The organism is Burkholderia contaminans (genome assembly GCF_029633825.1).
Classification (GTDB): Bacteria; Pseudomonadota; Gammaproteobacteria; order Burkholderiales; family Burkholderiaceae; genus Burkholderia; species Burkholderia contaminans.
This window is the reverse complement of sequence record NZ_CP090640.1, coordinates 2,827,759-2,853,249: the sequence shown is the minus strand read 5'-3', so window position 1 is coordinate 2,853,249 and position 25,491 is coordinate 2,827,759. Positions and strand designations below refer to the sequence as shown.

At 65.2% G+C, this 25,491-nt stretch carries 28 protein-coding genes, 4 tRNA genes and 1 pseudogene; 14 read left to right on the top strand and 19 right to left on the bottom strand.

Features of this window, described 5'->3' with window-relative positions; genetic code table 11:
- Window positions 1-88: 88 nt before the first annotated feature.
- From LXE91_RS13315 to ssuD, 8 genes are all read right to left on the bottom strand, one after another.
- A tRNA-His gene (locus tag LXE91_RS13315) sits at window positions 89-164 on the bottom strand.
- A 57-nt stretch (window positions 165-221) separates the two neighbouring features.
- Window positions 222-1,208, bottom strand: a complete 987-nt coding sequence (gene dusA, locus LXE91_RS13310; RefSeq protein WP_039358811.1) for a tRNA dihydrouridine(20/20a) synthase DusA — start codon at window positions 1,206-1,208, stop codon at window positions 222-224.
- A 130-nt stretch (window positions 1,209-1,338) separates the two neighbouring features.
- A complete protein-coding gene (locus LXE91_RS13305) occupies window positions 1,339-1,584 on the bottom strand; it encodes a hypothetical protein (RefSeq protein ID WP_011351864.1) in 246 nt (81 codons plus the stop codon).
- Window positions 1,585-1,639: 55 nt separating this feature from the next.
- Window positions 1,640-1,837, bottom strand: coding sequence for a hypothetical protein (locus LXE91_RS13300; RefSeq protein ID WP_039358814.1), 198 nt, complete (start codon window positions 1,835-1,837; stop codon window positions 1,640-1,642).
- 142 nt (window positions 1,838-1,979) lie between these two features.
- Entirely contained in the window at window positions 1,980-2,195 is a 216-nt protein-coding gene (locus LXE91_RS13295; protein ID WP_006476104.1) for a TOBE domain-containing protein, read from the bottom strand.
- A gap of 57 nt (window positions 2,196-2,252) precedes the next feature.
- A complete protein-coding gene (locus LXE91_RS13290) occupies window positions 2,253-3,212 on the bottom strand; it encodes an ATP-binding cassette domain-containing protein (RefSeq protein ID WP_039358820.1) in 960 nt (319 codons plus the stop codon).
- Window positions 3,209-4,021 (bottom strand): aliphatic sulfonate ABC transporter permease SsuC, encoded by an 813-nt coding sequence (ssuC, locus tag LXE91_RS13285; RefSeq protein WP_039358823.1) that lies wholly within the window; start codon window positions 4,019-4,021, stop codon window positions 3,209-3,211. Before ssuC ends, LXE91_RS13290 begins: the two co-directional genes overlap by 4 nt.
- A 17-nt stretch (window positions 4,022-4,038) precedes the next feature.
- Window positions 4,039-5,196 (bottom strand): FMNH2-dependent alkanesulfonate monooxygenase, encoded by a 1,158-nt coding sequence (gene ssuD, locus LXE91_RS13280; protein WP_039358826.1) that lies wholly within the window; start codon window positions 5,194-5,196, stop codon window positions 4,039-4,041.
- A gap of 341 nt (window positions 5,197-5,537) precedes the next feature.
- Here ssuD and LXE91_RS13275 point away from each other — a divergent pair, with 341 nt between their 5' ends.
- The gene (locus LXE91_RS13275; RefSeq protein ID WP_039358828.1) at window positions 5,538-5,966 is read left to right on the top strand and encodes a hypothetical protein; all 429 of its coding nucleotides are present in this window, start codon (window positions 5,538-5,540) and stop codon (window positions 5,964-5,966) included.
- Between the two features lie 119 nt (window positions 5,967-6,085).
- Here LXE91_RS13275 and LXE91_RS13270 read toward each other — a convergent pair whose 3' ends face one another.
- Genes LXE91_RS13270 through LXE91_RS13260 form a run of 3 tightly spaced genes read right to left on the bottom strand, consistent with a single transcriptional unit; the run spans window position 6,086 to window position 8,111 of the window.
- Window positions 6,086-7,240, bottom strand: coding sequence for an enoyl-CoA hydratase/isomerase family protein (locus LXE91_RS13270; protein ID WP_039359033.1), 1,155 nt, complete (start codon window positions 7,238-7,240; stop codon window positions 6,086-6,088).
- Between the two features lie 31 nt (window positions 7,241-7,271).
- On the bottom strand, window positions 7,272-7,604 hold the full coding sequence (locus LXE91_RS13265) for a DMT family transporter (RefSeq protein WP_321200025.1): 333 nt from the start codon (window positions 7,602-7,604) through the stop codon (window positions 7,272-7,274).
- A 9-nt stretch (window positions 7,605-7,613) separates the two neighbouring features.
- Window positions 7,614-8,111, bottom strand: coding sequence for a heme-degrading domain-containing protein (locus LXE91_RS13260; RefSeq protein WP_039358833.1), 498 nt, complete (start codon window positions 8,109-8,111; stop codon window positions 7,614-7,616).
- 197 nt (window positions 8,112-8,308) lie between these two features.
- On the opposite strand from LXE91_RS13260, the gene LXE91_RS13255 reads away from it, so the two are divergent.
- The 7 genes from LXE91_RS13255 to LXE91_RS13225 all read left to right on the top strand — a co-directional run bounded on the left by LXE91_RS13255 (window position 8,309) and on the right by LXE91_RS13225 (window position 13,579).
- A tRNA-Met gene (locus LXE91_RS13255) sits at window positions 8,309-8,385 on the top strand.
- Window positions 8,386-8,546: 161 nt separating this feature from the next.
- Window positions 8,547-9,092 (top strand): NUDIX hydrolase, encoded by a 546-nt coding sequence (locus tag LXE91_RS13250; RefSeq protein WP_039358836.1) that lies wholly within the window; start codon window positions 8,547-8,549, stop codon window positions 9,090-9,092.
- Between the two features lie 11 nt (window positions 9,093-9,103).
- Complete coding sequence (gene aat / locus LXE91_RS13245; RefSeq protein WP_039358838.1) at window positions 9,104-9,868, top strand: leucyl/phenylalanyl-tRNA--protein transferase; 765 nt, start codon at window positions 9,104-9,106, stop codon at window positions 9,866-9,868.
- A gap of 33 nt (window positions 9,869-9,901) precedes the next feature.
- Window positions 9,902-10,732, top strand: coding sequence for an arginyltransferase (locus LXE91_RS13240; protein ID WP_039358841.1), 831 nt, complete (start codon window positions 9,902-9,904; stop codon window positions 10,730-10,732).
- Window positions 10,733-10,832: 100 nt separating this feature from the next.
- Entirely contained in the window at window positions 10,833-11,870 is a 1,038-nt protein-coding gene (locus tag LXE91_RS13235; protein WP_039358844.1) for a quinone-dependent dihydroorotate dehydrogenase, read from the top strand.
- Between the two features lie 99 nt (window positions 11,871-11,969).
- Complete coding sequence (locus LXE91_RS13230; protein ID WP_039358847.1) at window positions 11,970-12,764, top strand: cystine ABC transporter substrate-binding protein; 795 nt, start codon at window positions 11,970-11,972, stop codon at window positions 12,762-12,764.
- A 122-nt stretch (window positions 12,765-12,886) separates the two neighbouring features.
- Window positions 12,887-13,579 carry an amino acid ABC transporter permease gene (locus LXE91_RS13225; RefSeq protein WP_039358850.1) on the top strand — a complete coding sequence of 231 codons (693 nt, stop codon included), beginning with the start codon at window positions 12,887-12,889 and terminating at the stop codon, window positions 13,577-13,579.
- Window positions 13,580-13,631: 52 nt separating this feature from the next.
- On the opposite strand, the gene LXE91_RS13220 is transcribed toward LXE91_RS13225, so the two are convergent.
- The 6 genes from LXE91_RS13220 to rnr form a co-directional block, all read right to left on the bottom strand.
- A complete protein-coding gene (locus LXE91_RS13220; protein ID WP_039358853.1) occupies window positions 13,632-14,618 on the bottom strand; it encodes a Gfo/Idh/MocA family protein in 987 nt (328 codons plus the stop codon).
- A 101-nt stretch (window positions 14,619-14,719) separates the two neighbouring features.
- A complete protein-coding gene (locus LXE91_RS13215) occupies window positions 14,720-15,436 on the bottom strand; it encodes a FadR/GntR family transcriptional regulator (protein ID WP_039358856.1) in 717 nt (238 codons plus the stop codon).
- A gap of 279 nt (window positions 15,437-15,715) precedes the next feature.
- Window positions 15,716-16,411 carry a ribose-5-phosphate isomerase RpiA gene (gene rpiA, locus LXE91_RS13210; RefSeq protein ID WP_011351848.1) on the bottom strand — a complete coding sequence of 232 codons (696 nt, stop codon included), beginning with the start codon at window positions 16,409-16,411 and terminating at the stop codon, window positions 15,716-15,718.
- A 91-nt stretch (window positions 16,412-16,502) separates the two neighbouring features.
- A complete protein-coding gene (locus tag LXE91_RS13205; RefSeq protein WP_039358860.1) occupies window positions 16,503-17,375 on the bottom strand; it encodes an N-acetylmuramoyl-L-alanine amidase in 873 nt (290 codons plus the stop codon).
- A gap of 97 nt (window positions 17,376-17,472) precedes the next feature.
- Window positions 17,473-18,216: a 23S rRNA (guanosine(2251)-2'-O)-methyltransferase RlmB gene (rlmB, locus tag LXE91_RS13200; RefSeq protein WP_039358863.1), complete on the bottom strand. Its 744-nt coding sequence runs from the start codon at window positions 18,214-18,216 to the stop codon at window positions 17,473-17,475.
- 148 nt (window positions 18,217-18,364) lie between these two features.
- Entirely contained in the window at window positions 18,365-20,833 is a 2,469-nt protein-coding gene (rnr, locus tag LXE91_RS13195; RefSeq protein ID WP_039358866.1) for a ribonuclease R, read from the bottom strand.
- A 249-nt stretch (window positions 20,834-21,082) separates the two neighbouring features.
- Between rnr and LXE91_RS13190 the strand changes: the two genes are divergently transcribed.
- Window positions 21,083-21,169, top strand: a tRNA-Leu gene (locus LXE91_RS13190).
- A 69-nt stretch (window positions 21,170-21,238) separates the two neighbouring features.
- Here LXE91_RS13190 and LXE91_RS13185 read toward each other — a convergent pair.
- Window positions 21,239-21,442, bottom strand: coding sequence for a MarR family winged helix-turn-helix transcriptional regulator (locus tag LXE91_RS13185; protein ID WP_174990660.1), 204 nt, complete (start codon window positions 21,440-21,442; stop codon window positions 21,239-21,241).
- A gap of 165 nt (window positions 21,443-21,607) precedes the next feature.
- Between LXE91_RS13185 and LXE91_RS13180 the strand changes: the two genes are divergently transcribed.
- The 3 genes and pseudogenes from LXE91_RS13180 to LXE91_RS13170 all read left to right on the top strand — a co-directional run.
- Complete coding sequence (locus tag LXE91_RS13180; RefSeq protein ID WP_039358869.1) at window positions 21,608-22,597, top strand: aliphatic sulfonate ABC transporter substrate-binding protein; 990 nt, start codon at window positions 21,608-21,610, stop codon at window positions 22,595-22,597.
- Between the two features lie 112 nt (window positions 22,598-22,709).
- A tRNA-Leu gene (locus LXE91_RS13175) sits at window positions 22,710-22,796 on the top strand.
- Window positions 22,797-23,149: 353 nt separating this feature from the next.
- Window positions 23,150-23,356 (top strand): annotated as a pseudogene (locus LXE91_RS13170) (IS256 family transposase); the annotation flags it as partial.
- 57 nt (window positions 23,357-23,413) lie between these two features.
- On the opposite strand, the gene LXE91_RS13165 reads toward LXE91_RS13170, so the two are convergent.
- Complete coding sequence (locus LXE91_RS13165) at window positions 23,414-23,851, bottom strand: MarR family winged helix-turn-helix transcriptional regulator (protein ID WP_223274372.1); 438 nt, start codon at window positions 23,849-23,851, stop codon at window positions 23,414-23,416.
- 285 nt (window positions 23,852-24,136) lie between these two features.
- Between LXE91_RS13165 and LXE91_RS13160 the strand changes: the two genes are divergently transcribed.
- Together LXE91_RS13160 and LXE91_RS13155 are read left to right on the top strand one after the other, a co-directional pair.
- Window positions 24,137-24,556, top strand: coding sequence for a RidA family protein (locus LXE91_RS13160; RefSeq protein WP_052760102.1), 420 nt, complete (start codon window positions 24,137-24,139; stop codon window positions 24,554-24,556).
- Window positions 24,557-24,567: 11 nt separating this feature from the next.
- Window positions 24,568-25,491 (top strand): DODA-type extradiol aromatic ring-opening family dioxygenase, encoded by a 924-nt coding sequence (locus tag LXE91_RS13155; RefSeq protein WP_039358872.1) that lies wholly within the window; start codon window positions 24,568-24,570, stop codon window positions 25,489-25,491.

The following is a 25,491-nucleotide window of genomic DNA, read 5'->3' as shown; positions in this document are numbered from 1 at the left end:
ATTCCCGATTATGGAATTCCAAAACAAAAACGGCACTGTCTTTTGGGACAGTGCCGTTTTTAACAACTTGATACCGCTTGGAATTCTTTGGGGTGGCTGATGGGACTCGAACCCACGACGACAGGAATCACAATCCTGGACTCTACCAACTGAGCTACAGCCACCACTGTTACTGCTTTTTGTTCTTCGCTGCGTTTGTGTTTCAGCAGCGAAGAACAAGATTATACGAACACTTTTGAATCTTGCAAAGCTTTTTTTTCAAAAACTTCTTCGGCCTCGTTCAGATGCGCGCGCGCCTCGTCGAACACGGCCAGATCAGCACGCGCGAGCTTCTTGTTGTCGGACAGCACACGACGCCAGCCGCGTGCACCGGGCATGCCGCGATACAGCCCGAGCGCGTGTCGCACGATCGCGCCGAGGTAGGTCCCGCGCTTCAGTTCGGCCGCGCAGTATTCGATCAGCTTCGCCTCGGCCTCTTCGCGCGTCGGCACCGCTGCGGTCGATCCGTAGAAGCGCGTATCCACCTCCGCGAGCACGTACGGGTTGTGATACGCCTCACGGCCGAGCATCACGCCATCGACATGCTCGAGATGCTGCGCCACTTCGTCGAGCGTCGTAATGCCGCCGTTGATGACGATCTCGAGCGACGGAAAATCGCGCTTCAGCTGATACGCATAGTCGTACTTGAGCGGCGGGATCTCGCGATTCTCCTTCGGTGACAGCCCCTGCAGGATCGCATTGCGCGCATGCACGACGAACGTCTCGCAGCCCGCCTCGGCCACCGTGCCGACGAAGTCGCGCACGAACGCGTAGTCCTCGACCGCGTCGACACCGATCCGGTGCTTGACCGTGACCGGCACCGACACCGCATCGCGCATCGCCTTCACGCAGTCGGCGACGAGCTGCGGCTCGTTCATCAGGCACGCGCCGAACGCGCCGCGCTGCACGCGCTCGGACGGGCATCCGCAATTCAGGTTGATCTCGTCGTAGCCCCACTGCTCGCCGAGCTTCGCTGCGCGCGCGAGATCGTCCCGCTCGCTGCCGCCCAACTGCAGCGCGACCGGCGATTCGTTAGGCGTGAACGCGAGATGCCGCTGGGCATCGCCGAACAGCAGCGCGCCCGTCGTGATCATCTCCGTATACAGCCACGTGTCGCGCGTCAGCGTACGGTGGAACGACCGGCAATGGCGGTCGGTCCAGTCGAGCATGGGCGCGACGGATACGCGGCGGGGAGGAAGCGAGGACGGTACGGACATGGATTTCGGGCAACAGGCCAGACGGCGCGGAAACAACCCGTTATTTTACCGCAAGACGGGCCGCGCCTGCCCGCCATGCAGGCTACCCCTCGCCCAGCTCCGCATCGACCGCCCGCCGCGCCTCGTCGAGCACGCGCTCGATCACGCGTCGTTCGGTCAGCAGTATCCCGTCGACCTTGACGAGCCGCCAGTCGATCCGCACCGCATCGCCCTGCAGCACACGGTAATGCGCATGCTCGCCGTCCCAGACCTGCTCGGTCTTCACCTCGATTTCGAAGCCGCGGTACGGCTCGCTGAAATCGCCGAGGTCGCTGCCTCTCGGTTCCATCGCACGCTCCGTGGCGACGCGGCGCCTGGCCGCCCGCGCGGCCGGCGCCGTGCGCTCAATCGTATTCGTCGGACAAAAAGGATTTGCCATCGGCCGTCAGGTCGACCCGGTCTGCCGCCGCCTGGTAGATCAGCCCCTCGTTCAGCAACGCGTAGATGACGTCGTCGAACGCAGCGGGAACCGGCCGGCTTTCACCGAACTGGTCGATCCATTTCAGCGCCTCGATGGCTTCGGGGGAAAGGATGGGGGTCATGCGTTGCCCTCCGGCATCGGTGTCGCTCCATCCTAGCACTTCGTCCCGACGTCGAATACCAAGGCAAACGCGCTGCGCAAATGCCAGGCGGCGCCAACGGGCAGGTTGCCCGCGGCGCCGCGCCGGTTCAGGACACGCGGGCTCAGAGGCGCGCGATCGATACTTCGGTCGATTTCACGAGCGCGACGACTTCCGCGCCCACCTTCAGTTCGAGTTCGTCAACCGAACGGGTCGTGATCACCGACGTGACGATGCCGAACGGCGTCTCGACGTCGACCTCGGAGACCACCGATCCGCGAATGATCTCCTTGACCTTGCCCTTGAACTGGTTACGTACGTTGATTGCGGTGATGCTCATCAGGTTGATCGCTCCGAAGAAAAGGATCTCAGAACGGGCGGCTGCTGCCGCCCGGATTTAAACGGCCCAGCGGATCTGCCCGACCGGTCGAACGTTGTCTGCCTCATGCGGTGCGTCGTGGTCGGCCGCACCGGGCCCGCCGGCGAGTACGCGTTTCAGCACGCGATCCTCGAGCGCCGCAAACGCGGCCGACGCGCGGGCGCGCGGCCGGTCGAGCGGCACCGGCTGATCCAGCGCCACCCGCCCCTGCTCGATGAGCAGGATGCGATCGCCGAGCGCAACGGCCTCCTGCACGTCGTGCGTGACGAGGAGCGCGGTGAATCGATGCTCGCGCCACAACCGCTCGATCAGCGCGTGCATCTCGATGCGGGTCAGCGCGTCGAGCGCGCCGAGCGGCTCGTCGAGCAACAGCAGTTGGGGCCGGTGCACGAGCGCACGGGCCAGTGCGACACGCTGCCGCTGGCCGCCCGACAGTTGCGCGGGCCAGTCGTTCGCGCGTTCCAGCAGGCCGACTTCATCGAGAACCGCGCGCGCCTGGTCGCGCGCGCCGCGCCCGAGGCCCAGCATCACGTTCTGCAGCACGGTTTTCCACGGCAGCAGGCGCGCATCCTGGTACATGATTCGCGTATCGAGTTCGCCGCCGCCCTCGCCGCGCGCCTGAAGCGTGCCGCTGCTCGGCTGCTCGAGTCCCGCAACGAGACGCAGCAGCGTCGATTTCCCGCAGCCGCTGCGGCCGACGATTGCGACGAAACTGCCGCGCGCGATGCCGAGTTCGACGTTGTCGAGCACCGTGCGTGCCCCGAAGCGCTTGCTGACGCCCGACAGCGTCACGGCATCGTCGGGAGCCGGGCTGCCTGGCCGTCGCCGCGCGAGCGGAACGATGGATGCGCTGCCGTCACGTTCGAGAACCGCTGCGTCACGCGCGTCGCCGTCCGCGACACGCGCCTGCGCCAGTTCGGCCTCGAGGTCTGCGCCGGCGAGCGGGCCGTAGGCGGCCGCCGAAGTCGTCGCATTCATGCCTTTGCTCCTGATTGATAAGCGGGGTGCCAGCGCAGCGTCACGCGTTCGAGCCATTTCGCCAGCACGTCGGCCAGCTTGCCGAGCACCGCGTACAGCAGGATGCCGACCACCACCACGTCGGTCTGCAGGAATTCACGCGCGTTCATCGTCATGTAACCGATACCCGACTGCGCGGAGATCGTTTCCGCGACGATCAGCATCACCCACATCAGCCCGAGCGCAAAGCGCACACCGACGAGAATCGACGGCAACGCACCGGGCAGGATCACGTCGCGGTACAGCGCGAAGCCGCGTACGCCGTAGCTCTTCGCCATCTCGATCAGGTTCGCGTCGACCGAGCGGATCCCGTGATACGTGTTGATGTAGACCGGGAAGAACACCCCGAGCGCAACGAGGAACAGCTTCGCCTTCTCGTCGATGCCGAACCACAGGATCACGAGCGGAATCATCGCGAGCGCCGGGATGTTGCGGATCATCTGGATCGTCGAATCGAGCGCGACCTCGGCCGCCTTCGACAAGCCGGTCGCGAGCCCCAGCGCTAGGCCGACGCCGCCACCGATCGCGAAACCGAACAGCGCGCGCCAGGTGCTGACCTTCACGTTCGCCCACATTTCACCCGACGTCACGAGCGACCAGGCCGCGCGCACGACCGCCACGGGCTCGGGCAGCACGCGGGTCGACAGCCAGCCGATCCGCGCGCCGACTTCCCATGCCGCCAGCAGCGCGAGCGGCACGAGCCATGGCGCGACGCCGCGCCATGCGCGGGCGGCCAGGGCAGCGCCCGTGGTGGACGTTTTCGTTGTCATCGCAGGCCTCCTGTCGCTCAGCTCTGGGCCGCTTTCGGCAGATAGCTGTTGCCGACGATCTCGCCGAACGGGCCCGACAGCGGGCCGGTGGCCTTCGTCGCGCCGGTGCCCTTGATCAGCGGGAATACGAGTTCCGCGAAACGATACGACTCCTCCAGGTGCGGATAGCCGGACAGGATGAAGGTCTCGATGCCGAGATCGGCGTATTCGCGCATGCGCTCGGCGACCTGCTCCGGATTGCCGACGAGTGCGGTGCCCGCGCCGCCGCGCACGAGGCCGACGCCGGCCCAGAGGTTCGGGTACACCTCGAGCGCCTCGCGGCCCCCTCGCTTGCCGCCGTGCAGCGCGGCCATCCGGCGCTGGCCCTCGGAATCCATGTTCGCGAACGCCTTCTGCGCGCGTGCGATGGTTTCGTCGTCGAGGCGGCTGATCAGGCGCTCGGCGTCGCGCCATGCTTCGTCCTCGGTCTCGCGCACGATCACGTGCAGACGAATGCCGAACTTGATCTTGCGGCCGCGCGCCTCGGCACGTGCGCGAATATCGGCGATCTTCTTCGCGACGGCCTCGGGCGGTTCGCCCCAGGTCAGGTAGGTGTCGATGTGGTCGGCCGCGATCTCGTGCGCAGCCGGCGACGAGCCGCCGAACCACAGCGGCGGATGCGGACGCTGCACGGGCGGATACAGTGCCTTGCCGCCCTTCGACTGCAGATGCTTGCCGATGTAGTCGAAACCGCCATTGTCGTGCGACGCGGACAGCAGCCCGCGCCAGATGTTCAGGAAGTCGTCGGTGATTTCATAACGCGTGTCGTGATCCGCGAACAGGCCGTCGCCTTCTAGCTCGGCGGCATCGCCGCCCGTCACGACGTTGATCAGCAGGCGGCCGCCCGACAGGCGGTCGAACGTCGCGGCCATCCGCGCCGACAGCCCCGGCGATGCGATGCCGGGACGGATCGCGACCAGGAATTTCAGGCGCTGCGTCGCCGAGATGAGGCTCGACGCAACGACCCACGCATCCTCGCAGGAACGACCGGTCGGCAGCAGCACGCCCTCGTAGCCGAGCGTGTCGGCGGCCACTGCGACCTGCTTGAAGTAGTCGTAATCCGCGGCGCGCGCACCTTCGGCCGTACCGAGATAGCGGCTGTCGCCATGCGTGGGGATAAACCAGAACACATTCATCTGCTGCTCCTGCTTGACTGTCCTTGCCGGAATTTGGAAAAAACATCGCCCTGCTCGCGTCGCGGATGCGCGGCGCATGCATGGTGTGCGTTCGAATCGGGATGGTTCGCCGGTCAGGCCGTGCAGCGGGCGAGGACGCGATTGCACGGCTGTTTCTGGGAAATCAGTCTAGGGATCGGTGCAGGGCTTTGGAACGATTTTTTTTAGCTTAGGTTTTCCGCTTTCGTGATTAGCACGACGCTGGAGCGAATATCGCGGCGGGCGGGCCCTATAATGGCGCACCTATCCGAATAACTCCGCGCGCGCGGCCCCGGCCGTGCGCGCCTGCGGTGCACTCATCGATGCAGAAAGTCATCCTGCCATTCCTGTCCGGCTTCCTGGCCGCCCTGTTCTTCCGCGAAGCCACGCTCGCACTCCTTCATACGGCCGACCTGATCGCCGCAACCGGCTTCTCCACGCAGCCGTTCGCGCCGCTCGGCATTCCTGAATTTGTCGCGAATGCGCTGATCAGCGCGTGCTGCGCGATCCCGATGGCGTGGCTGCTGCGCGTGTCGCCGGAACGCGAGGCCTCGTGGATCGGCGCGCTGGTATTTGGCGGCATCGTGCTGACGGCCGCCCGCGTGTTCGCGATCGATCCGCTGCGCGGCATCTGGCCGACGGGCAACATGATGCCCGTGCTCGCGGCCGGCTTCGCGGCAAACGCGGTATGGGGCTTCGGCGCACTCGTGTTCATGCGCGCGTTCATGTCGGACAACGCAGGCGACGAATAACGCGTAGACAAGCGCTACGCCCTTCGACCACGAACCGGTCGACACCCATGAAAAAGGCCGCCTGCACATGCAGGCGGCCTTTTCGTTTCCAGCGCGCGCTTCGGTCAGTCCGACTGACGTCAGTCCTGCAGTTTCCGCAGCGGATGCGTGTCCGGCGTCCACGGGCTGTCGAACATCGCGAGCACGTCCGCGCGGTCGATATCGGCGGACGACTTGAAGCGCCAGGCCGGCTGGTGGTCCTTGTCGACGATCAGCGCGCGCACGCCTTCGATCACGTCGCCGCGCGCGAACGTCGAGCGCGTGAGATCGAGATCGCGCCGCAGGCAATCGGCCATCGTTGCGCCACGTGCACGTTCGACGACTTCCAGCGATACGGCCATCGACAGCGGCGACAGTTGTTCACGCATCGCATGGGTCGCCTTCTCGACCCATCCGTCGACGGCCGCGCAATCCGGCTCGGCGTCGAGCGACGCGAGGATCGCGCCGATGTCCGGGTGTGCGAAATGCCGGTCGATCCCTGCACGCGCGTCGGCTAGCGCCGACGTGTCAGGCGTCGGCACGACCTTGTGTGCGGCCGCCGCATCGGCCACGCACGCGACCGCATGCTCGCCGCTGTCGATGTGCGCGGTACGCAGCGTGTCGAGCAGCGCCGGCAGCTCGGCATCGGGCAGATAGACGTCGGCGAGCTGCGCGTACAGCGCGCCGGCCGCGTCGAGCGTCGCGCCGGTCACGGCGAGATAGCGACCGATCGCGCCGGGCGTGCGCGCGAGGAACCAGCTCATCCCGACGTCCGGGAACAGGCCGATACGCGTTTCCGGCATCGCCATCTTCGTCGAGTCGGTCACGACACGCAGGCCGCCCGTATGCCGCGCCGCCTGCGAAATTCCCATGCCGCCCCCCATCACGACACCGTGCATCAGCGCGATATAGGGCTTCGGATACGTGAAGATCGTGTGGTTGAGCGTGTATTCCTCGACGAAGAACGTGTCGACCGCATCGCGGTCGCCGCGCTGCCACGCTTCGTGGAAGAAACGCACATCGCCGCCCGCGCAGAATGCGCGCGGATGCGGGCTGTGCACGACGATCGCGACGACTTCGGGATCGTCGCGCCACGCGTCGAGCGCCTGCTGCATCAGCCGGATCATGCCGACCGACAGCGCGTTCAGCGCCTTCGGCCGGTTCAGTTCGAGAAAGCCGATGCGGTTCGCGACAGTCGCGCGCACGTCGGGCTGAGTGGATTCGGCGGAAACGGCCGCGGAAGTCGATTCGGTCATGAGGGTCATCCGGCAAATGGCAGTCGCACGCTCAGTGCGCCTGCATCTTCGAGAACAGGTTCAACACCACGACGCCGGCGATGATCAGGCCAAGGCCGATCACGGCCGGCAGGTCCGGCACCTGGCGATAGAGCAGCATCGCAACGAGCGTGATCAGCACGATGCCGGCGCCCGACCAGACTGCATAGATGATGCCGACGGGCATCGTGCGCAACGTGATCGACAGGCAGTAGAACGCGATACCGTAGCCGGCGACGACCAGCAACGACGGCCAGAGGCGCGTGAAACCGTCCGCCGCGCGCAGCGCCGACGTGCCGATCACTTCCGCAACGATCGCGATCGCGAGCCATGCGTAACCGGGCAGTTGCATCGCTCAGCTCCTGGCGAGGGCCAGCACGGCGTAGTCGTGGCCGAGCTCGGCACACAGCGCCTCGACGACGAATTCGTGGTCCGCGCGCTGCGGCAGCCCCGACGCAGTGATCGAGCCGATCACGCCGGCACCGGCGACTGTCAGCGGAAACGAGCCGCCGTGAGGCGAATATTCGGCGATCGGCAGCCCGTGCTTGTCGACGAGCGTCGCGCCGGCCTGCTGCATGCGCAGGCCGATGGCGTACGAGCTGCGGCGGAAATGCGCGACGACGTTGCGCTTGCGGCGTACCCAGTCGGCATTGTCGGGCGTGGCGCCAGCAAGCGCCGCATAGAACAGCGGCTGGCCGAACGTGACGATGTCGATCGCGATCGCATGGCCGCGCGACGTCGCGAGCGCGTGCATCCGGTTCCCGAGTGCCCACGCACGGGCCGGGTCGAAATGGGGAAATACAAGCGCCTGTTCCTGCGCGCCGATCGATTGCAGATCGTGAGCGATGTCCATGAATCCGTCGATACAGTAATGAGAGCGGCAACAGCGCCGAAGCGATCCCGCACGGCCCCGCTGGCGAAGAAACGAAACAAACCGCTCGATTCTAGCGCACGCACCTGCCGTACCGGCCCCACAAGCAGCGACAAGAAATTGTCAGAAAACGCTTGCACGCATTCGGGTTACTCCTTATAATTCATTTCTTCGACGGACGCGGGGTGGAGCAGTCTGGCAGCTCGTCGGGCTCATAACCCGAAGGTCGTAGGTTCAAATCCTACCCCCGCAACCAACGTCCAGAATGATGCAAAAAGCCCGGCCCAGCGCCGGGCTTTTTGTTTTCCCGCCGCACATCCCTCCCTGCTTCGCGCGACACGCGGCCTGCACGCGCAGGCGTTCAAGAATGCCGCGCCCCGGTGATACACTCGCATCACCTCGTCCCTTCCACTCGACATGAAATTCTGCTCCGTCTGCGGTCACGAAGTCATCGCGCGCATTCCTCAGGGCGACAACCGCGAGCGCTTCGTCTGCGATCACTGCGGCACGATCCACTACCAGAATCCGCGCAACGTCGTCGGCACGGTCCCGGTCTGGGGCGACCAGATCCTGCTGTGCCGCCGCGCGATCGAACCGCGCTACGGGTTCTGGACGCTGCCCGCCGGCTTCATGGAAATGGGCGAGACGACGGCCGAAGCCGCCGCACGCGAGACGCTCGAGGAAGCCGGCGCGCGCGTCGAGGTGCAGAACCTGTTCACGCTGCTCAACGTGCCGCACGTGCACCAGGTCCACCTGTTCTACCTCGCGCGGCTCACCGATCCGGCGTTCGAGGCCGGCGAGGAAAGCCTCGAAGTGAAGCTGTTCGACGAAGCCGACATCCCGTGGGACGAAATCGCGTTCCCGACCGTCAGCCAGACCCTGCGATTCTTCTTCGCCGATCGCGCCACGGGCGACTACGGCGTGCACACCGGCGATATCTTCCGCTCGCTGCGCAACGGCTGAGCCCCCGCCCCATGGTCCCCTGGCTCGGCCCGGACGATCCGTTTCCGCCCATCGAGCGCGCGCTCGGTCCCGCGACCGGCGCGCCGGGGCTGCTCGCCGCGAGTGCCGACCTGCTGCCATCGCGCCTCATCGACGCATACCTGCGCGGCATCTTCCCGTGGTATTCGGACGGCCAGCCCGTGCTGTGGTGGAGCCCCGACCCGCGCATGATCCTCGTGCCGGCGGAATTCAAGGTATCGCCTTCGCTGCGCAAGACGCTGAAGCGCGTGCTGCGCGAGCCCGAATGGGAAGTGCGCGTCGACCACGACTTTCCGGGTGTCATGCGCGCGTGCGCGCAGGCGCCGCGGCGCGGGCAGCGCGGCACGTGGATCACGGCCGAAATCATCGACGCGTACACGTCGCTCTACCGCTCCGGCAACGCGCACAGCATCGAGACTTGGCACGACGGGCGGCGCGTCGGCGGCCTGTACGGCGTGTCGTTCGGGCGGATGTTTTTCGGCGAATCGATGTATGCGGACGCGACCGATGCGTCGAAAATCGCGCTGGCCACGCTCGTCGCCCACCTTCGCGAGCAGGGGCTGGAAATGATAGACTGCCAGCAGAATACGTCGCATCTAGCGTCGCTCGGCGGCCGCGAGATCGCACGCAAGGCCTTTGTCGCTCACGTGCGCAGCGCGGTAGCCGAACCGCCGATTCCGTGGCAGTTCGACAAGCGCGTGCTCGCCGCGCTGACGAGCCGCGCCGGAACGGCGGCCCCCTCCGGAATCGAGCGCTAGCGCGGCACTCCCTCCCTGCAACGAGAGCTGCCCATGACTCACCCGACTGAGCTGCCGCTTTCACCGCTTTCGGCGCTGCAATTCTATGCAACGGCGCCCTATCCGTGCAGCTATCTGGACGGCCGCGTCGCGCGCTCGCAAGTCGCGACGCCGAGCCACCTGATCAACTCCGACATCTACACCGAGCTCGTGAAGGCCGGCTTCCGGCGCTCGGGCGTCTTCACGTATCGCCCGTACTGCGACGGCTGCCGAGCCTGCGTGCCGGTGCGCGTCCCCGTCGACGCATTCGCGCCGTCGCGCACGCAGCGCCGGATGTGGAAGCGGCACCGCTCGCTCGTCGCGACGGTTTCGCCGCTGCACTACGACGAAGAGCACTACGCGCTCTACATGCGCTACCAGTCCGCGCGCCACGCGGGCGGCGGCATGGATCGCGACAGCCGCGACCAGTACGAGCAATTCCTGCTGCAGAGCCGGATCAACTCGCGCCTCGTCGAATTCCGCGACCTCGACGCCCCGGGCGGCGAGCCCGGGAAGCTGCGCATGGTCAGCATGATCGACATCCTCGGCGACGGGCTGTCGTCCGTCTATACGTTCTTCGAGCCCGACGACCAGCACACGAGCTACGGCACCTACAACATCCTGTGGCAGATCGAGCAGGCGAAAAGCCTCGGCCTGCCCTACGTGTACCTCGGCTACTGGATCCGCGAGAGTCCGAAGATGGCCTACAAGGCGAACTTCCACCCGCTCGAAGGGCTGATCGACGGCCGCTGGAAGATACTCGATCCGGAACGGATCGACCTGCCGCCCGTCGACGCGGCGCTGGCCCGTGCGCCGTTGCCGGGCGGGCATTCCGGCTCGGGCTGACGCACGCCCCGCGGGGGTGACGAAGCGAAGCGTGCCCCTGCCGCCCAACTCCCGGTAAAATAGCGGGTTGTCATTCATTCCGGCTGTCCGCCCTATTCCCGTGTTCAGTTCCCTCTATCCGCTGGCCCGCGCATCCCTGTTCAAGATGGATGCGGAAGACGCTCACCACCTCACGCTGCGCGCGCTCGGCGCGGCCGGCCGCACGGGCCTTGCCTGCGCGCTGTCGGCCCGCGTGCCCGACGCACCGCGCACCGTGATGGGGCTCACGTTCCGCAACCCGGTCGGCCTCGCGGCCGGCCTCGACAAGGACGGCGCGGCCATCGACGGCCTTGCGGCGCTCGGCTTCGGCTTCATCGAGGTCGGTACGGTCACGCCGCGCCCGCAGCCCGGCAACCCGCGCCCGCGCATGTTCCGCCTGCCGCAGGCCGAAGCACTGATCAACCGGATGGGCTTCAACAACCACGGCGTCGACCAGTTCGTGAAGAACGTCCAGGCTGCCCGCTATCGCGGCATCCTCGGCCTGAATATCGGCAAGAACGCCGATACGCCGATCGAGCGCGCCGCCGAGGATTACCTGTACTGCCTCGAACGCGTGTACCCGTTCGCGAGCTACGTGACGATCAACATCTCGTCGCCGAACACGAAGAACCTGCGCCAGCTGCAGGGTGCGGGCGAACTCGACGCGCTGCTCGCGGCGCTGAAGGACAAGCAGCAACGCCTCGCCGACCTGCACGGCAAGCTCGTGCCGCTCGCGCTGAAAATCGCACCCGATCTCGACGACGAACAGGTCAAGGAAATCGGCGACACGCTGCTGCGCCACAAGATCGAGGCGGTCATTGCCACCAACACGACGCTGTCGCGCGCGGCCGTCCAGGGACTGCCGCATGCTGACGAAGCCGGCGGCCTGTCGGGCCGCCCCGTGTTCGATGCGTCGAACGAAGTGATCCGCAAGCTGCACGCCGAAGTCGGCAGCGAAGTGCCGATCATCGGCGTCGGCGGCATTTTCTCGGGCGAGGATGCCCGGGCGAAGCTCGCGGCCGGCGCGGCGCTGGTGCAGCTCTACACGGGGTTCATCTACCGTGGCCCCGCGCTCGTCGCGGAATGCGTGAAGGCCGTCGCCCGCGACCGCACCGCGTAATATAGGCATAAACAAACGCTATTTATTGGTCGATTGCATTTTTGCTATCATCGGCCCGTTATCAGAATCAATAACCCGGACAGGGCAAGGAAACACACGATGAAGATTGCGCTGCTGAAGAAGCTGCTGGTTGCCGGCCTGATCGGCACGTCGTTCGCCGCCGCCACCGCGCATGCGGCCGACCTCCTCGACCAGGTGAAACAACGCGGCACGCTGCGAGTCGGCCTCGAAGGCACGTTCCCGCCGTTCAACTCGAAGAACCCGCAAGGCGAACTCGTCGGCTTCGACGTCGACATCGCGAAGGCCGTGGCCGCGAAGCTCGGCGTGAAGGCCGAATTCGTGACGACCGAATGGAGCGGCATCATCGCGGGCCTGCAGGCCGGCAAGTTCGACGTGATCGCCAACCAGGTCGGCATCACCGACAAGCGCAAGGAAACGCTCGACTTCTCGCCGGCGTACACGTACTCGTCCGCGCAACTGATCCAGCGCAAGGATGACACGCGTGACTTCAAGTCGCTTGAAGACCTGAAAGGCAAGAAGCTCGGCGTCGCGCTCGGCACGAACTATATGGACATGGCGAAGTCGGTACCGGGCATCGACGTGAAGACGTACCCTGGCGCGCCCGAGTACCTGCGCGATCTCGCGGCCGGCCGTCTCGACGCGGCGCTCAACGACCGCCTGATGCTCGCGTACCTGACGAAGAACTCGCAACTGCCGCTGCGCCCGGGCGCGAACGTCGGTTCGGCGAACCCGTCGGGCATCCCGTTCAAGAAGGGCAACCCGAAGTTCCAGAAAGCGATCGACGATGCGATGGCGCAACTCGAGGCCGACGGCACCTTCACGAAGATCTCGGACAAGTGGTTCGGCATCGACGTGACGAAGCCGATCAAGTAAGCACGCCTGCATTTCCCGCCTGACGGCGGGCCGGAAAGGGCGGCATCCGCAACGATGCCGCCCTTTGTTTTATCGGTCCGGTTTATGATTGCGCTTTCGCGCACGCATTCGCTTCGTATTCCATGTCGACAACGTCCCTGCTCGTCCAATCGCTGCCGGTGCTCGCCCAGGGTGCCGTACTGACCGTCAAGTTCGCCGTGCTGTCGATGGTGTTCGGCCTGCTTGGCGCCGTCGTGCTCGCGATGATGGGCATCCGGCAAAGCGAAGCGCTCGACGGCTTCGAACGCATCTGGGTCAACGCGCTCGCGTGGCTGGCACGCGCGTACGTGAGCCTGATGCGCGGCACGCCGCTGCTCGTGCAGATCTTCGTCATCTACTACGGGCTGCCGAGCCTCGGCATCTCGCTCGATCCGACGCCCGCCGGCGTCATCGCGCTGTCTGCGAACGTCGCGGCTTACATGTCGGAAAGCATGCGCGGCGCGATCAACGGGATCGCGCGCGGCCAGTGGCTCGCCGCGTACAGCCTCGGGCTGTCGTGGGGGCAGACGCTGCGCTATGTAATCGGCCCGCAGGCGCTGCGCATCGCGGTGCCCAGCCTGTCGAACAGCCTGATCAGCCTGATCAAGGACACGTCGCTCGTGTCCGTGATCACCGTGACCGAACTGCTGCGCAGCGCGCAGGAAGTGATCGCGGCGACCTATCAGCCGCTGCCGCTCTACCTGGCCGCCGCCGCCGTGTACTGGATCCTGTGCCAGGTCCTCGAATGGGTGCAGCGCTGGTACGAAAAACGCCTGTCGCTGCCCACGCGGCACTGAGCGCACGCCGTCCGCGGGGCCACTCGCGCGTGTCCGGCTCCCGCCCTCCCGCTTACTCGCCCGAATAACGCACGCCGAGCGCCGCTCGCGCGGCATCGGTCATCGCGATCATCTGCCGCGAATGGTCGTGCGTCATGATCGGGCTTTCGATCTTGCCCGCGCGCAGCAGGTCGCAGAAGTGAGCGGTCTCGTAGTTCAGCCCGCCGCCGTCGACCGGTGCGTCGAGTTCGACGGTGCGCCCATCCGCATACCGGATCGTCGCGCGCGCCGGGTTCCACCACTTCTCGTGAATCGTCACGTGGCCGCCGGGCGCAGCGATCAACGCGTCGCCGCGGCCCATCACGTCGAGCCCGCAAAAAATCTGCGCGATCCCGCCGTTCGCGTGCACGCTGTTCAGGCTCGCGAACAGGTCGACGCCCGTTGCCCCGACGCGGCCGAGCGTCTGCACGTCGAGCGCCGCGCCGAGCCAGTCGACCGCGAGAAACGCCTCGTAGATCCCGATATCGAGCAGTGCGCCGCCCGCGCGATCGAGGCGATAGACGGAATGGTCGTCCGGTACCGACGACGACGCGCACCCTGCCCGCACGAGCCGGATCTCGCCGATCGGATCGTCATGCAGATGCGCGCGCAACTGACGGTACAGCGGGAAGAACGGCGGCTTCATCGCCTCCATGAAAAGCCGCCCGGCGTCGCGTGCCGCACGCAGCACGGTGTCGAGCTGCGCCGTGTTCAGCGTCGCAGGCTTTTCGCACAGCACGGCCTTGCCGGCAGCAAGCGCGGCCAGCGTGTACTGCGCGTGACTGTCATGGAGCGTCGCGATGTAGATCGCGTCGATATCGCTCGCGAGGAGTGCGTCGAGGCTTGCGGCAGGCGTACCGCCGTACGCTTCGCAAAAGTCTGCCGCGGCATCGGCGCGGCGGGCCCAGGCACCGGCGAGCGTGGCGCCCGGCACGTGCGCGAGGCTTTGTGCGAAACGGCGCGCGATGCTGCCTGCGCCAATGATGCCGAAGCGCACCGTGCGTTGGTCGTTGTCGTTCATCCTGATCGTCCGTGTCGGTCGTATGACGGTAGCCGGCACGCTGCCGGCCGGCCGTCATGATAAACGGCCCGGCGGCACACGGATGAGCGACTCGCGCAGCGTCAGGCGCGCATGGGCACGTCGACGGAGAAATCGCGCGAGATCTCGTCGGCGCTGAAATCGATCAGCGCGAGCGAAGCGGCTTCGGCTTCGCGCGGATCGCGACGCTCGATCGCGTCGACCACACGTGCATGCGCCTTCACGACGATGTCGTGTGCACCTTCCTTCTGCACGACACGCGGATTCACGAGACGCACTGCACCGCGCACGATCGCCGCCATCTGCTGGAAGAACTGGTTGCCGCTCGCCTGCACGATCCGCGTATGCAGCAACTCGTCCGCCGTGTCGTAGCCGGCGTCGCCCGGCTGCAGCACCTTGAACGCATCGAACGCTTCGCGGATGCCAGCGATGTCGGCAGCCGTCGCACGCACCGCCGCCTGCGCGGTCGCACGCGGTTCGATCAGCATCCGGAATTCGATGACGTCGCGCATGAACTGCGGATCGGGTTTCGCCCGGAATCGCCAGCTCACCACGTCTTCGTCGATCATCCGCCAGTCGCGCATCGGCCGCACGCGCGTGCCGACTTTCGGACGCACGTCGAGCATGTCGCGTGCAAGCAACATCGATAGCGCTTCCCGCATCACGGTGCGACTCACATCGAACTCTTTCGACAGCACGTCCTGCGGCGGCAAGATGCCGCCGTACTTGTCCTCGACGATACCCGAGACAAGCCCATCCATCACTTTGGCGACCAGTGACCGGTCTTTGCCCTGCTCCATGACACCTCCCCGTGCGTCGATTTGCGAACACCTGCTCCGCAGTTCCGCCGGCCCTGGTTACGACTGTTCTTATGATCTATAAGTTGATGAGTTCGAGGATATTTCGCTATCTGGTAAACACCTGACAGGGTTATCCCTCTTTTTGACGGGGTGATTTATACGGCTAAAAATAAGGCCCGGGAAGCGCATTGCGCCTACCGGGCCCCGATTTCCACAAGATTTAAACATTCAGTCCATTACGACGTGCGGCATTTCATTACGGACTGCTTGTCTTATCTTTCAATTGGCCGAATACACGATCGTTTCAACGCCGTTTTCCGTGCCGAGCAAGCACAGATTCGCACCGCGCTCGGCGAACAGGCCGACCGTCACGACGCCCGGCCATGCGTTCACCTGCGCTTCGAAACCGCGCGGATCGGCGATCTGCAGGCCCTTCACGTCGATGATCTCGTTGCCGTTGTCCGTGATGTACGGTGCACCGTCCTTCGTCACGCGCAGCACCGGCACACCGCCGAGCGCGGTCACGCGCCGGCCGATCGCCGTGCGCGCCATCGGCACGACTTCGATCGGCAGCGGGAACGCGCCGAGCACCGGCACGCGCTTGCTGGCGTCCGCGATGCAGACGAACGTATCGGCCACCGACGCGACGATCTTCTCGCGCGTCAGCGCGCCGCCGCCGCCCTTGATCATCGCGCCGCTCGCGTCGATCTCGTCGGCGCCGTCGACGTACACCTGCAGCGAGTCGACCTCGTTCAGGTCGAACACCTTGATGCCGTGCGACTTCAGGCGTTCGGTCGTGGCGACGGAGCTCGACACGGCGCCGCGATAGCGCGCCTTGACGACGGCGAGCGCGTCGATGAAGCAGTTGGCGGTCGAGCCGGTGCCGACACCGATCACGGCGCCTTCCGGCACGTTCTGGATCACGTAATCAGCGGCGGCCTGGCCGACGAGGCGTTTGAGTTCGTCTTGAGTCATGGAGTGGTAATGCTGCGGGATTGCGGAAAACCGCCAGTTTACCGGACTCGGATGACGGCCCGCTCATTTCGGCGTGCCGGGCACCGCGGATTCAGGGCGCGCCCGCTGCGGACGCGTTGTCCGCCGGTTGCGTGCCGGCGAAGTACTTGTCGAGCAATGCCTGCGCAATCGCATCGGTTTCGGCATCCGGGTTGCCCGCATAGTCGGACGGCCTGAAATGCATCTGGAACGCCGCGAACACGCGTCGCGTGCGTGCGTCGAGCACGCCATCGGTGGCCACGTCGTAGCCGTAGCGCGCGAGCTTGAGCTGCAGTTCGCGCACGTCGACCGGCGCATGCGGATCACGACCGCCGAGCCGCGCAGTCACGGTCGCCTCGTCCGGCCACGCACCGACGCCGGCCTCGGCCAGCGCATGCCACGGAAACAGCGGCCCCGGATCGATCTTGCGTTGCGGCGCGATGTCGCTGTGCCCGACCACGCGCGTGGGCGGAATCCCGTAGCGCGCGACGATATCCTTCGACAGTCGGGTCAGCGCCGCGACCTGTTCGGGCGGATAGGGCTGCCAGGTGCGGTTTTGCGGATCGAGCGGCCCGCGGTTCACGTTCTCGATGCCGATCGACACCGCATTCAGCTCGGTCGTGCCCTGCCACGCGCTGACACCCGCGTGCCATGCGCGATTCGATTCCGGAACGAGCTGGTAGACCACCGGCATCCCGCGCTCGATGCGCGGCTGCGGCGGGATGACGTAATGCACGCTGACTGCATCGCCCGTCAGCGTGCGCAGCGATTTCGCCTCGTCGCTTTCGGTGTAATGCATCACGAGAAAGCGGACCCGCGAATCGGCGCCGCGCGCGTGCAGGCTCGTGTCGGCGTAGTAGGTACCGCGTTCGACGAGCGACGGCGACGTACAGGCCGCCACCAGGCACAGCGCGGCGCAGGATGCACCAATGCGTAACAGGATCATCGGTCGCGAGCTCCGGAGAGCCGCGTGCCGCATCGGATCGCGGCACGCGTCGTTCGGGTCATTCAAGGCCCGCGCAGGGTGCGCGGGACGGGCTGCGTCAGCCCTTCACGCGCCGCTGGCGCACGGCTTCGTACAGGCACACGCCGCTCGCGACCGACACGTTCAGGCTTTCCACGCTGCCGGCCATCGGAATGCTCATCACTTCGTCGCAGGTGTCGCGCGTCAGCCGGCGCATGCCTTCGCCTTCCGCGCCCATCACGAGCGCGACGGGACCGTCGAGCTTCGTTTCGTAGAGCGTCGCCGATGCCTCGTCCGACGTGCCGATGATCCACACGCCGGCGTCCTTCAGCTCGCGCAGCGCACGGGCGAGGTTCGTCACCGTGATGTACGGCACCGTATCCGCCGCGCCGCTCGCCACCTTGGCCGCGGTGGCATTCAGGCCGACCGCGCGGTCGCGCGGCGCGATCACCGCATGCGCGCCAGCCGAATCGGCGACACGCAGGCACGCGCCGAGGTTGTGCGGATCGGTGACACCATCAAGCACCAGCAGCAGCGCGGGGCCCTGGATGCCGTCGAGCAGTTCGGACAGGTTCTGCGCGAGCGGGATGTCCTCGACACGCGCCACGACGCCCTGGTGACGCTCGGTATGCGCGAGGCCCCACAGGCGCGTTTCATCGGCCGCGATCAGCCGCACGCCCGCTTCCTTCGCGGTGTGCAGGAAGTCCTGCATGCGGCGGTCGCGGCGCGTCTGGTCGTACAGCACCTCCGCAACCGTCGATGCATCGTGCCGCAAACGTGCGGTCACCGCATGAAAACCGTAAAGAACCTTCAGACGTGACATGACTGGAACAACCTTCGATCAAACGTGCGGCCGCGCGACGCGCGCAGCCGCGATCCATGGAAAAGGAAAGCGCCGCGTTGCCGGTGGATGACCGGTCACGCGGCGTCTCTCGATACTGCAGGGCGGGCGCTGGCGCCACCCCGAACGCTCAATACTTCTTGCGGGCGCGTGTCTTCTTCGCGGTCGGCTTCGCCGCCGCTCCGCCACCGCTGCCACCCTTCTTACGCGCGGCGCGCACTTCCTTCACCGCGACGCTCGGCGCACTCGCGGCCTTCTTGCGGCGCGGCGCCGGCTCCTCCACCTGCGGCAGCGTGCGTACACGCGGGCCGTTGCCGCGATCGACACCGCCGCCGGCGGACGCCGGCGCGGGCGACGGACGCGGCGCCTTCACCGGCGTATCGCGCACGAGGCGGAAGTCGATCTTGCGTGCATCGAGATCGACGCGGCTCACCTGCACGCGCACGCGATCCGACAGGCGATAGCGGATGCCCGTGCGCTCACCGCGCAGCTCGTTCTTGATCTCGTCGTACTGGAAGTAGTCCGAGCCGAGTTCCGTGACGTGCACGAGCCCTTCGATGAAGAGCGTGTCGAGCTGCACGAAGATGCCGAACGACGTGACGCCGTTCACCATCCCGCCGTACTCCTCGCCGAGCTTGTCGCGCATGAAGTAGCACTTGAGCCAGGCCTCGACGTCACGCGATGCCTCATCCGCGCGGCGCTCGTTCGCCGAGCAATGCAGGCCGAGTTCTTCCCAGATCGCCGTGTTCGAGCGCGAGCGGCCGCGCGATTCGTCGTCGGCCTGCTGCATCGCGCGGGCGCGCGGCGACAGCGCAGTGTTCAGCTCGAAGCCTTCCGGCGCCTTCGGCACGTATTTCTTGCCCGACAGGATCGCGTAGATCGCGCGGTGCGTGAGCAAGTCCGGATAACGGCGGATCGGGCTCGTGAAGTGCGCGTATGCCTCGTAGGCGAGGCCGAAGTGACCAATGTTGTCCGGGCTGTAGACGGCCTGCTGCATCGAGCGCAGCAGCATCGGCTGCAGCATCTGCGCATCGGGCCGGTCGCGGATCTGCGCCATCAGCGCCGCGTAGTCGCTCGCATGCGGCTTGTCGCCGCCGCCGAGCGACAGGCCCATGCCGCGCAGGAACGCACGCAGGTTCTCGAGCTTCTCCGGCGTCGGCCCCGCGTGCACGCGGTACAGGCCCGGATGCTTGTTGCGCTTCAGGAAATCGGCCGCGCAGACGTTCGCGGCCAGCATGCATTCCTCGATCAGCTTGTGCGCATCGTTACGCTGGCGCGGCACGATCTGCTCGATCTTGCCCTGCGAGTTGCAGACGATGTAGGTCTCGGTCGTGTCGAAGTCGATCGCGCCACGCTTCTGCCGTGCGGCGAACAGCGACTTGTAGACGCCGTACAGATCCTGCAGGTGCGGCAGCAGGTCCGCGCGGCGCGCAGCCTCCGGCCCCTTCGTGTTCGACAATACGGCGGCGACTTCGGTGTACGTCAGGCGCGCTGCCGAATGGATGACCGCCGGATAGAACTGGTACGCCTTGATCTCGCCGCGCGCGGTAATCACCATGTCGCATGCGAGCACGCAGCGGTCGACCTGCGGATTCAACGAGCAGAGGCCGTTCGACAGCTTCTCCGGCAGCATCGGAATCACGCGGCGCGGGAAGTAGACCGACGTGCTGCGCTCGAGCGCGTCGGCATCGAGCCCGCTGCCCGGCTGTACGTAGTGCGACACGTCGGCGATCGCGACGATCAGGCGGTAGCCGTCGCCGCGGCCGACCTTGACCGGCTCGCAGTAGACGGCGTCGTCGAAGTCGCGGGCGTCCTCGCCGTCGATCGTCACGAGCGGCACGTCGCGCAGGTCGACGCGGAAACGCAGGTCGGTCGGCCGCACCTTGTCGGGCAGCGCGGCGGCTTCGTCGAGCGCCGGCTGGCTGAACTCGTGCGGCACGCCGTACTTGCGCACCGCGATTTCGATTTCCATGCCCGGATCGTCGATGTCGCCGAGCACCTCGACGACACGGCCGAGCGGCTGCGAATGGCGACTCGGGAAATCGGTCAGCTCGACGACGACGACCTGCCCGACCTTCGCTTTCTTCACGTTCTGCGTGATCAGGATGTCGTGGCCGATGCGCTTGTCTTCCGGTGCGACGATCAGCGCGCCGTTCTCGTTGAGCAGGCGGCCGATCACGCGCTTGTTCGCGCGCTCGGTGACTTCGACGACATGCCCTTCCGGACGGCCGCGGCGATCGTAGCCGACGATCCGTGCGAGCACGCGATCGTTGTGCATCACCTTCTGCATTTCGCCGTTCGGCAAAAACAGGTCGTCCTGGCCGTCGTCGCGAATCACGAACCCGTAGCCGTCGCGATGGCCCTGCACGCGCCCGGCGACGAAGTTCGACGGATGGGTCAACTGGTAATGGCCGCGCTTGTCGAGGCGGATCTGGCCGTCGCGTTCCATCGCGGCGACACGCCGGAAGAACCCCTCGCGCTCCTGACGCTTGATCGACAGTGCTTCTGCGATGTCGTTGGCGGCCAGCGGCGCGTCGCTCGTACGCAGCACGCCGAGAATTTCTTCACGGCTCGGAATGGGGTACGGATATTTGCTCAAGGGTTTGTCGATGGTTGTTCTCGTTGCGTTGATTGATGGTGCACGGCATCAACATAGAGGTGTCCGTCAGACAGTTCTATATTGACGGCGGCGGGTCATTCTATCACCCGCCTGTGTCACCAAAAGACCGGAATGCCGCCAGCGGGCGCGGCGGAGCCCGGTTTGCGATGCATCGCAAAAAAGTGTTGACACGAATAATTGGGGCGCTATAATTTCGCTTCTTTGCAGCAAGCAGCTACTGCAAAACGTGCCCAGGTGGCGGAATTGGTAGACGCACTAGGTTCAGGTCCTAGCGGTGGCAACATCGTGGAGGTTCGAGTCCTCTCCTGGGCACCATCTGTTTTTGAAAAGGTCGGCTTCTAGCCGGCCTTTTTTCATTTCCGGTGCCAACAAAAGGCGCCCGGCTTACTCGCCGATGAACTTGCGCAGCAGCCGGGTCAGTTCATCAAACCCCGCCTTCGAGAATTTCCGCAAGCAGGCGTTGAGCGCCTTCGGCGCAATCCCCGGAATCTGGGCGACAACCGCCTGCCCCGCTTCGGTCAGCGCGAGGTTCATCACCCGCCGATCGCTCACGCTGCGCGAATGCTCGACGAGCCCCTTGCCCTCCATGCACATATCCAATGCACGCAGGAGACAGCGGTCAGGCACCCTCGCCTTCTCTTATGCCCGCCAGCCGGATCGATAGCAGAATTTATCGGTTATCGTCCGGCCGCCTCGTTGGTACGTTAGCCGGCTCGCTTCAATGCAACGAACCAGACACGAGGAGCACAGCCCATGACGTCGACGAACCGCCGCGCATTTGCGCGCGTGATCCTGGCCGCCGGCCTTGCTGCGGCCGGCGTCCGAACGCACGCCGAGAACGCACCCGATGTGCTGCGCATCGGCTATCAGAAGTCATCGACAATCATCACGCTGCTCAAGACGCGGGGCGCGCTCGAGCAGGCACTGGCGCCGCTCGGCCTGCGCGTGTCGTGGCATGAATTCGCAAGCGGATTGCCGCTGACCGAAGCGCTCAATGTCGGCGCCGTCGATTTCAGTGCCGATGTGGCCGATACGGTTCCGGTCTTCGCACAGGCCGCGCGTGCGCGTTTCGTGTACGTCGCGCAGGAGGCGCCTTCGCCCAAGGCACAGGCGATCATCGTCAAGCAGGGCAGCGCGCTGCGCACGCTCGCCGATCTCAAGGACAAGCGCATTGCGGTCACGAAGGCAGCCGGCAGTCATTACCTGCTGCTTGCCGCGCTCGCACGCGCGAAGCTCGGGCCAGCCGATGTAGCGGTCCACTACCTGACACCCGCGGACGGCCGCGCGGCGTTCGAGCGTGACAGCGTGGACGCCTGGATCACGTGGGATCCCTATGTCGCGTCGGTCGACCGGAATCCGGACGTGCGGATTCTGGCCGACGGCAATGGACTCGCGTCGTACCAGCGCTACTACCTCGCCTCCAGCAGTTTCGCCGCCGCGCGGCCCGATGTCCTCCAGATCCTGTTCGACCAGTTGTCGCAAGCGGGCACGTGGCTGCGCGACCACCCGCAGGAGGCCGCGAACACCCTCGCGCCGATCTGGGGGCTCGACGCGGCGACGATCGCGCGCGCGAACACGCGGCGCAGCTATGTCGTCCGCGCGGTGGTCGCGCAGAACTTCAGCGAGCAGCAGAAGATCGCCGACACGTTTCTCGCAGCCGGGCTGCTACCTGCCCGCGTCGACACGAGCCAGGCGCAGCGCTGGAATTTCGTGGCGAAACGTGCCGAACCGGTCGGCGTGTGAGAATCCGTCGCGGAAGGGGCAATATTTTTATCGCATTGAGCGAAATTATGTTGACAGACTCGGCCGACACGCTAAAATAGCGGTCTTCGCACTGCAGTAACAAGCGAAACGTGCCCAGGTGGCGGAATTGGTAGACGCACTAGGTTCAGGTCCTAGCGGTGGCAACATCGTGGAGGTTCGAGTCCTCTCCTGGGCACCACTTATATACGTCCGGAGACACTCCAAGAGTGTCTTCTGGAACTTCGAAGAAGCCCGCCGTTGCGGGCTTTTTTGTTTTTGCGCGCCCATCACGATCCACTGAGGGCCGCGGCAAGCCAGCACCCAAGCTGGTACATTTTTCGGCACATCGAACGTTCGAGTTGACCGAATCCACCGCGCCATCCGCGGGGAAATCAATGCATGGGCCAGGACTGCAGATGCGCTAGCGGCACCCGCACCACAAAGCGACCGGCCACCTCCAACAGCGCGAGCCCCTCCCCTGCGCCGGGGCAAGCCCGTGCCGTCAGAAGTATCTAAACAGCACATCGAACGGCTACGGAGCCTACTCGCCAGGAAATGAGTGCTTCGGTCTATCCGGCCGCGCAAATCCAGACCTGGATCGCACATCTGATGCGCATCTCACTGGATCTGGTGAACTGAAAGTGAAAGGACCGCAAACCGCGAGCGGCCGCGCTCAAGCCAATCTACCAGGCAGCCATTGCCGGGGCGGCAGCGGCGAGGGATACCTTTGCGAAAAACGAGTGGGGCCGTAAATCCCCACCGCGAGGGCAATGCGAATAACCCTCCTCTGCCCGGGCCTCGAACCCGAGCGTCATCCTAGCCCTCCTCGGCGATCAAGCGCAGACATTTGACGAAAAGGCTGCGGTACTCCTCCGGCAGGCGAGCGAGTAACTGCTCTTCGACAGCAGAGTCGCGCGGCATGACTCGGTTGAGCAAATCCATCCCTGCAGCGGCCACATACAGTTGGTAGGCCCGCGCGTCCTCTGGTGACGGCCTGCGTTCAATCAGGCCTCCACGGCTCATTCGCCGAACCATTTCCGCCACCGTGTTGCGATCCATGGCCAACCGCTCAGACAAGGTGTTCTGATTGAGCCCGGGCTCTTGATACAGCAACACCAACGCTGCCTTCTGCCGTGGCGTGACCCCCTCGTCCGAAAACGTATTCGCGAAGATCTCCTCGGCCTTGAAGTGCGCCCGCCGAAGCAAATGGGAAGGGACGTCCTCCAGCCTGAAATTCCTCAGCAGCGCATGCACTTCCTTCGTAGCGGACTGAGATGACGGCGCGGCAGACGAGGATCGGGGCGAAGGAGAGCGAGGCATTTTGGCCTGATGGAAATTCAATGGGTGGGCAAATTATAAGACGGATCCCATCATATCAAAATAGAACGTATACATACAATTTTGACTTCAAGCAGCGGGGTATCAACGCACCTATTTTGCAAAAAACCAAGGGAAAACCCTCTTATATCCAGCGGTACGCATCCGACAATATACGACGTATACGTATTACAATCAGGCCAAAACGAGGACGCGAAAACTGTGCAGACCCAAGTCAAGAAACCAATCTCGCAGGTACCTATCCAGCGCATTGAGCGCTCGGACGCGCTTCCGCCACCTCGTTTCCGGTACTCGCCTGCGGTGCGGGTCGGCTCGGATGTGTATGTATCGGGGCTGGTCGGCCTGGACCCGGCAACTGGCGCGCTGGCCGATGCTACGGCTGCGGGTCAGACACGGCAGATTCTGCGCAACCTGCAAGCCCTGTGTGCCGAGCAAGGGTGGTCGCTCGAACGCATCGTGCTGGCGCGCGTGTACTGCGCCGGCCCAGCTGCGGCAGAAGGCATGAATGAGGTGTGGAGCGAATTCTTTGAGCAACTCGCGCTACCCGCCAGAACCTTCACAGTCGTGCAGGCCCTCCCGCTGGGGGCTGCGGTGGAAATCGAGTTCCAGTTGTCGATCTGAGGAGATTCACTATGACCCAAGGCAGAATTCTTTCCGGCTTCCTGGCACCCCATCCGCCCCACCTGGTCTACGGCGAGAATCCGCCACAGAACGAGCCGCGCTCGCAGGGCGGCTGGGAGCCGTTGCGCTGGGCTTACGAGCAGGTACGCGAGAACATCGAACGGCTCAGGCCCGATGTCCTGCTCGTCCACTCCCCACACTGGATCACCCAGGTCGGCCACCATTTCCTGGGGGTGCCCCGGCTCACGGGGCGCTCCGTCGATCCGATCTTCCCGAACCTGTTCCGCTACGACTTCGGCATGGATGTCGACGTGGAACTGGCCGAGGCGTGTTGCGAGGAAGCAGCCAGGCTGGGCCTGGTCGGCAAGATGATGCGCAACCCCAAGTTCCGTGTCGATTACGGAACCATCACCACGTTGCACATGGTTCGCCCGCAATGGGATATCCCCGTGGTGGGCATCTCCGCCAACAACACGCCGTACTACCTCAATACCCAGGAAGGCCAGGGGGAAATGGATCTGCTGGGACGCGCCACGCGCGAGGCCATCCGCAAGACCGGACGACGCGCCATTCTTCTTGCCAGCAACACGTTGTCGCACTGGCACTTCCACGAGGAACCGGAGCTGCCCGAGGATATGACCAAGGAGCATCCGGAGCGCTACGACGGCTACAAGTGGGACGTTCGCATGATCGACCTGATGCGCCAGGGACGCATGAGGGAGGTCTTCGAACTCCTGCCTCAATTCATCGACGACGCCTTTGCCGAAGTGAAATCCGGTGCCTTCACCTGGATGCACGCCGCAATGGGTTACCCGGAACTTGCCGGCAAGCTGTACGGGTACGGAACGGTCATCGGGACCGGCAACGCGGTGATCGAATGGAATCTCGAGGAAGCAGGCCTGTCGGGCCTTGAACCGCTGGCGGAACCCGCCTGA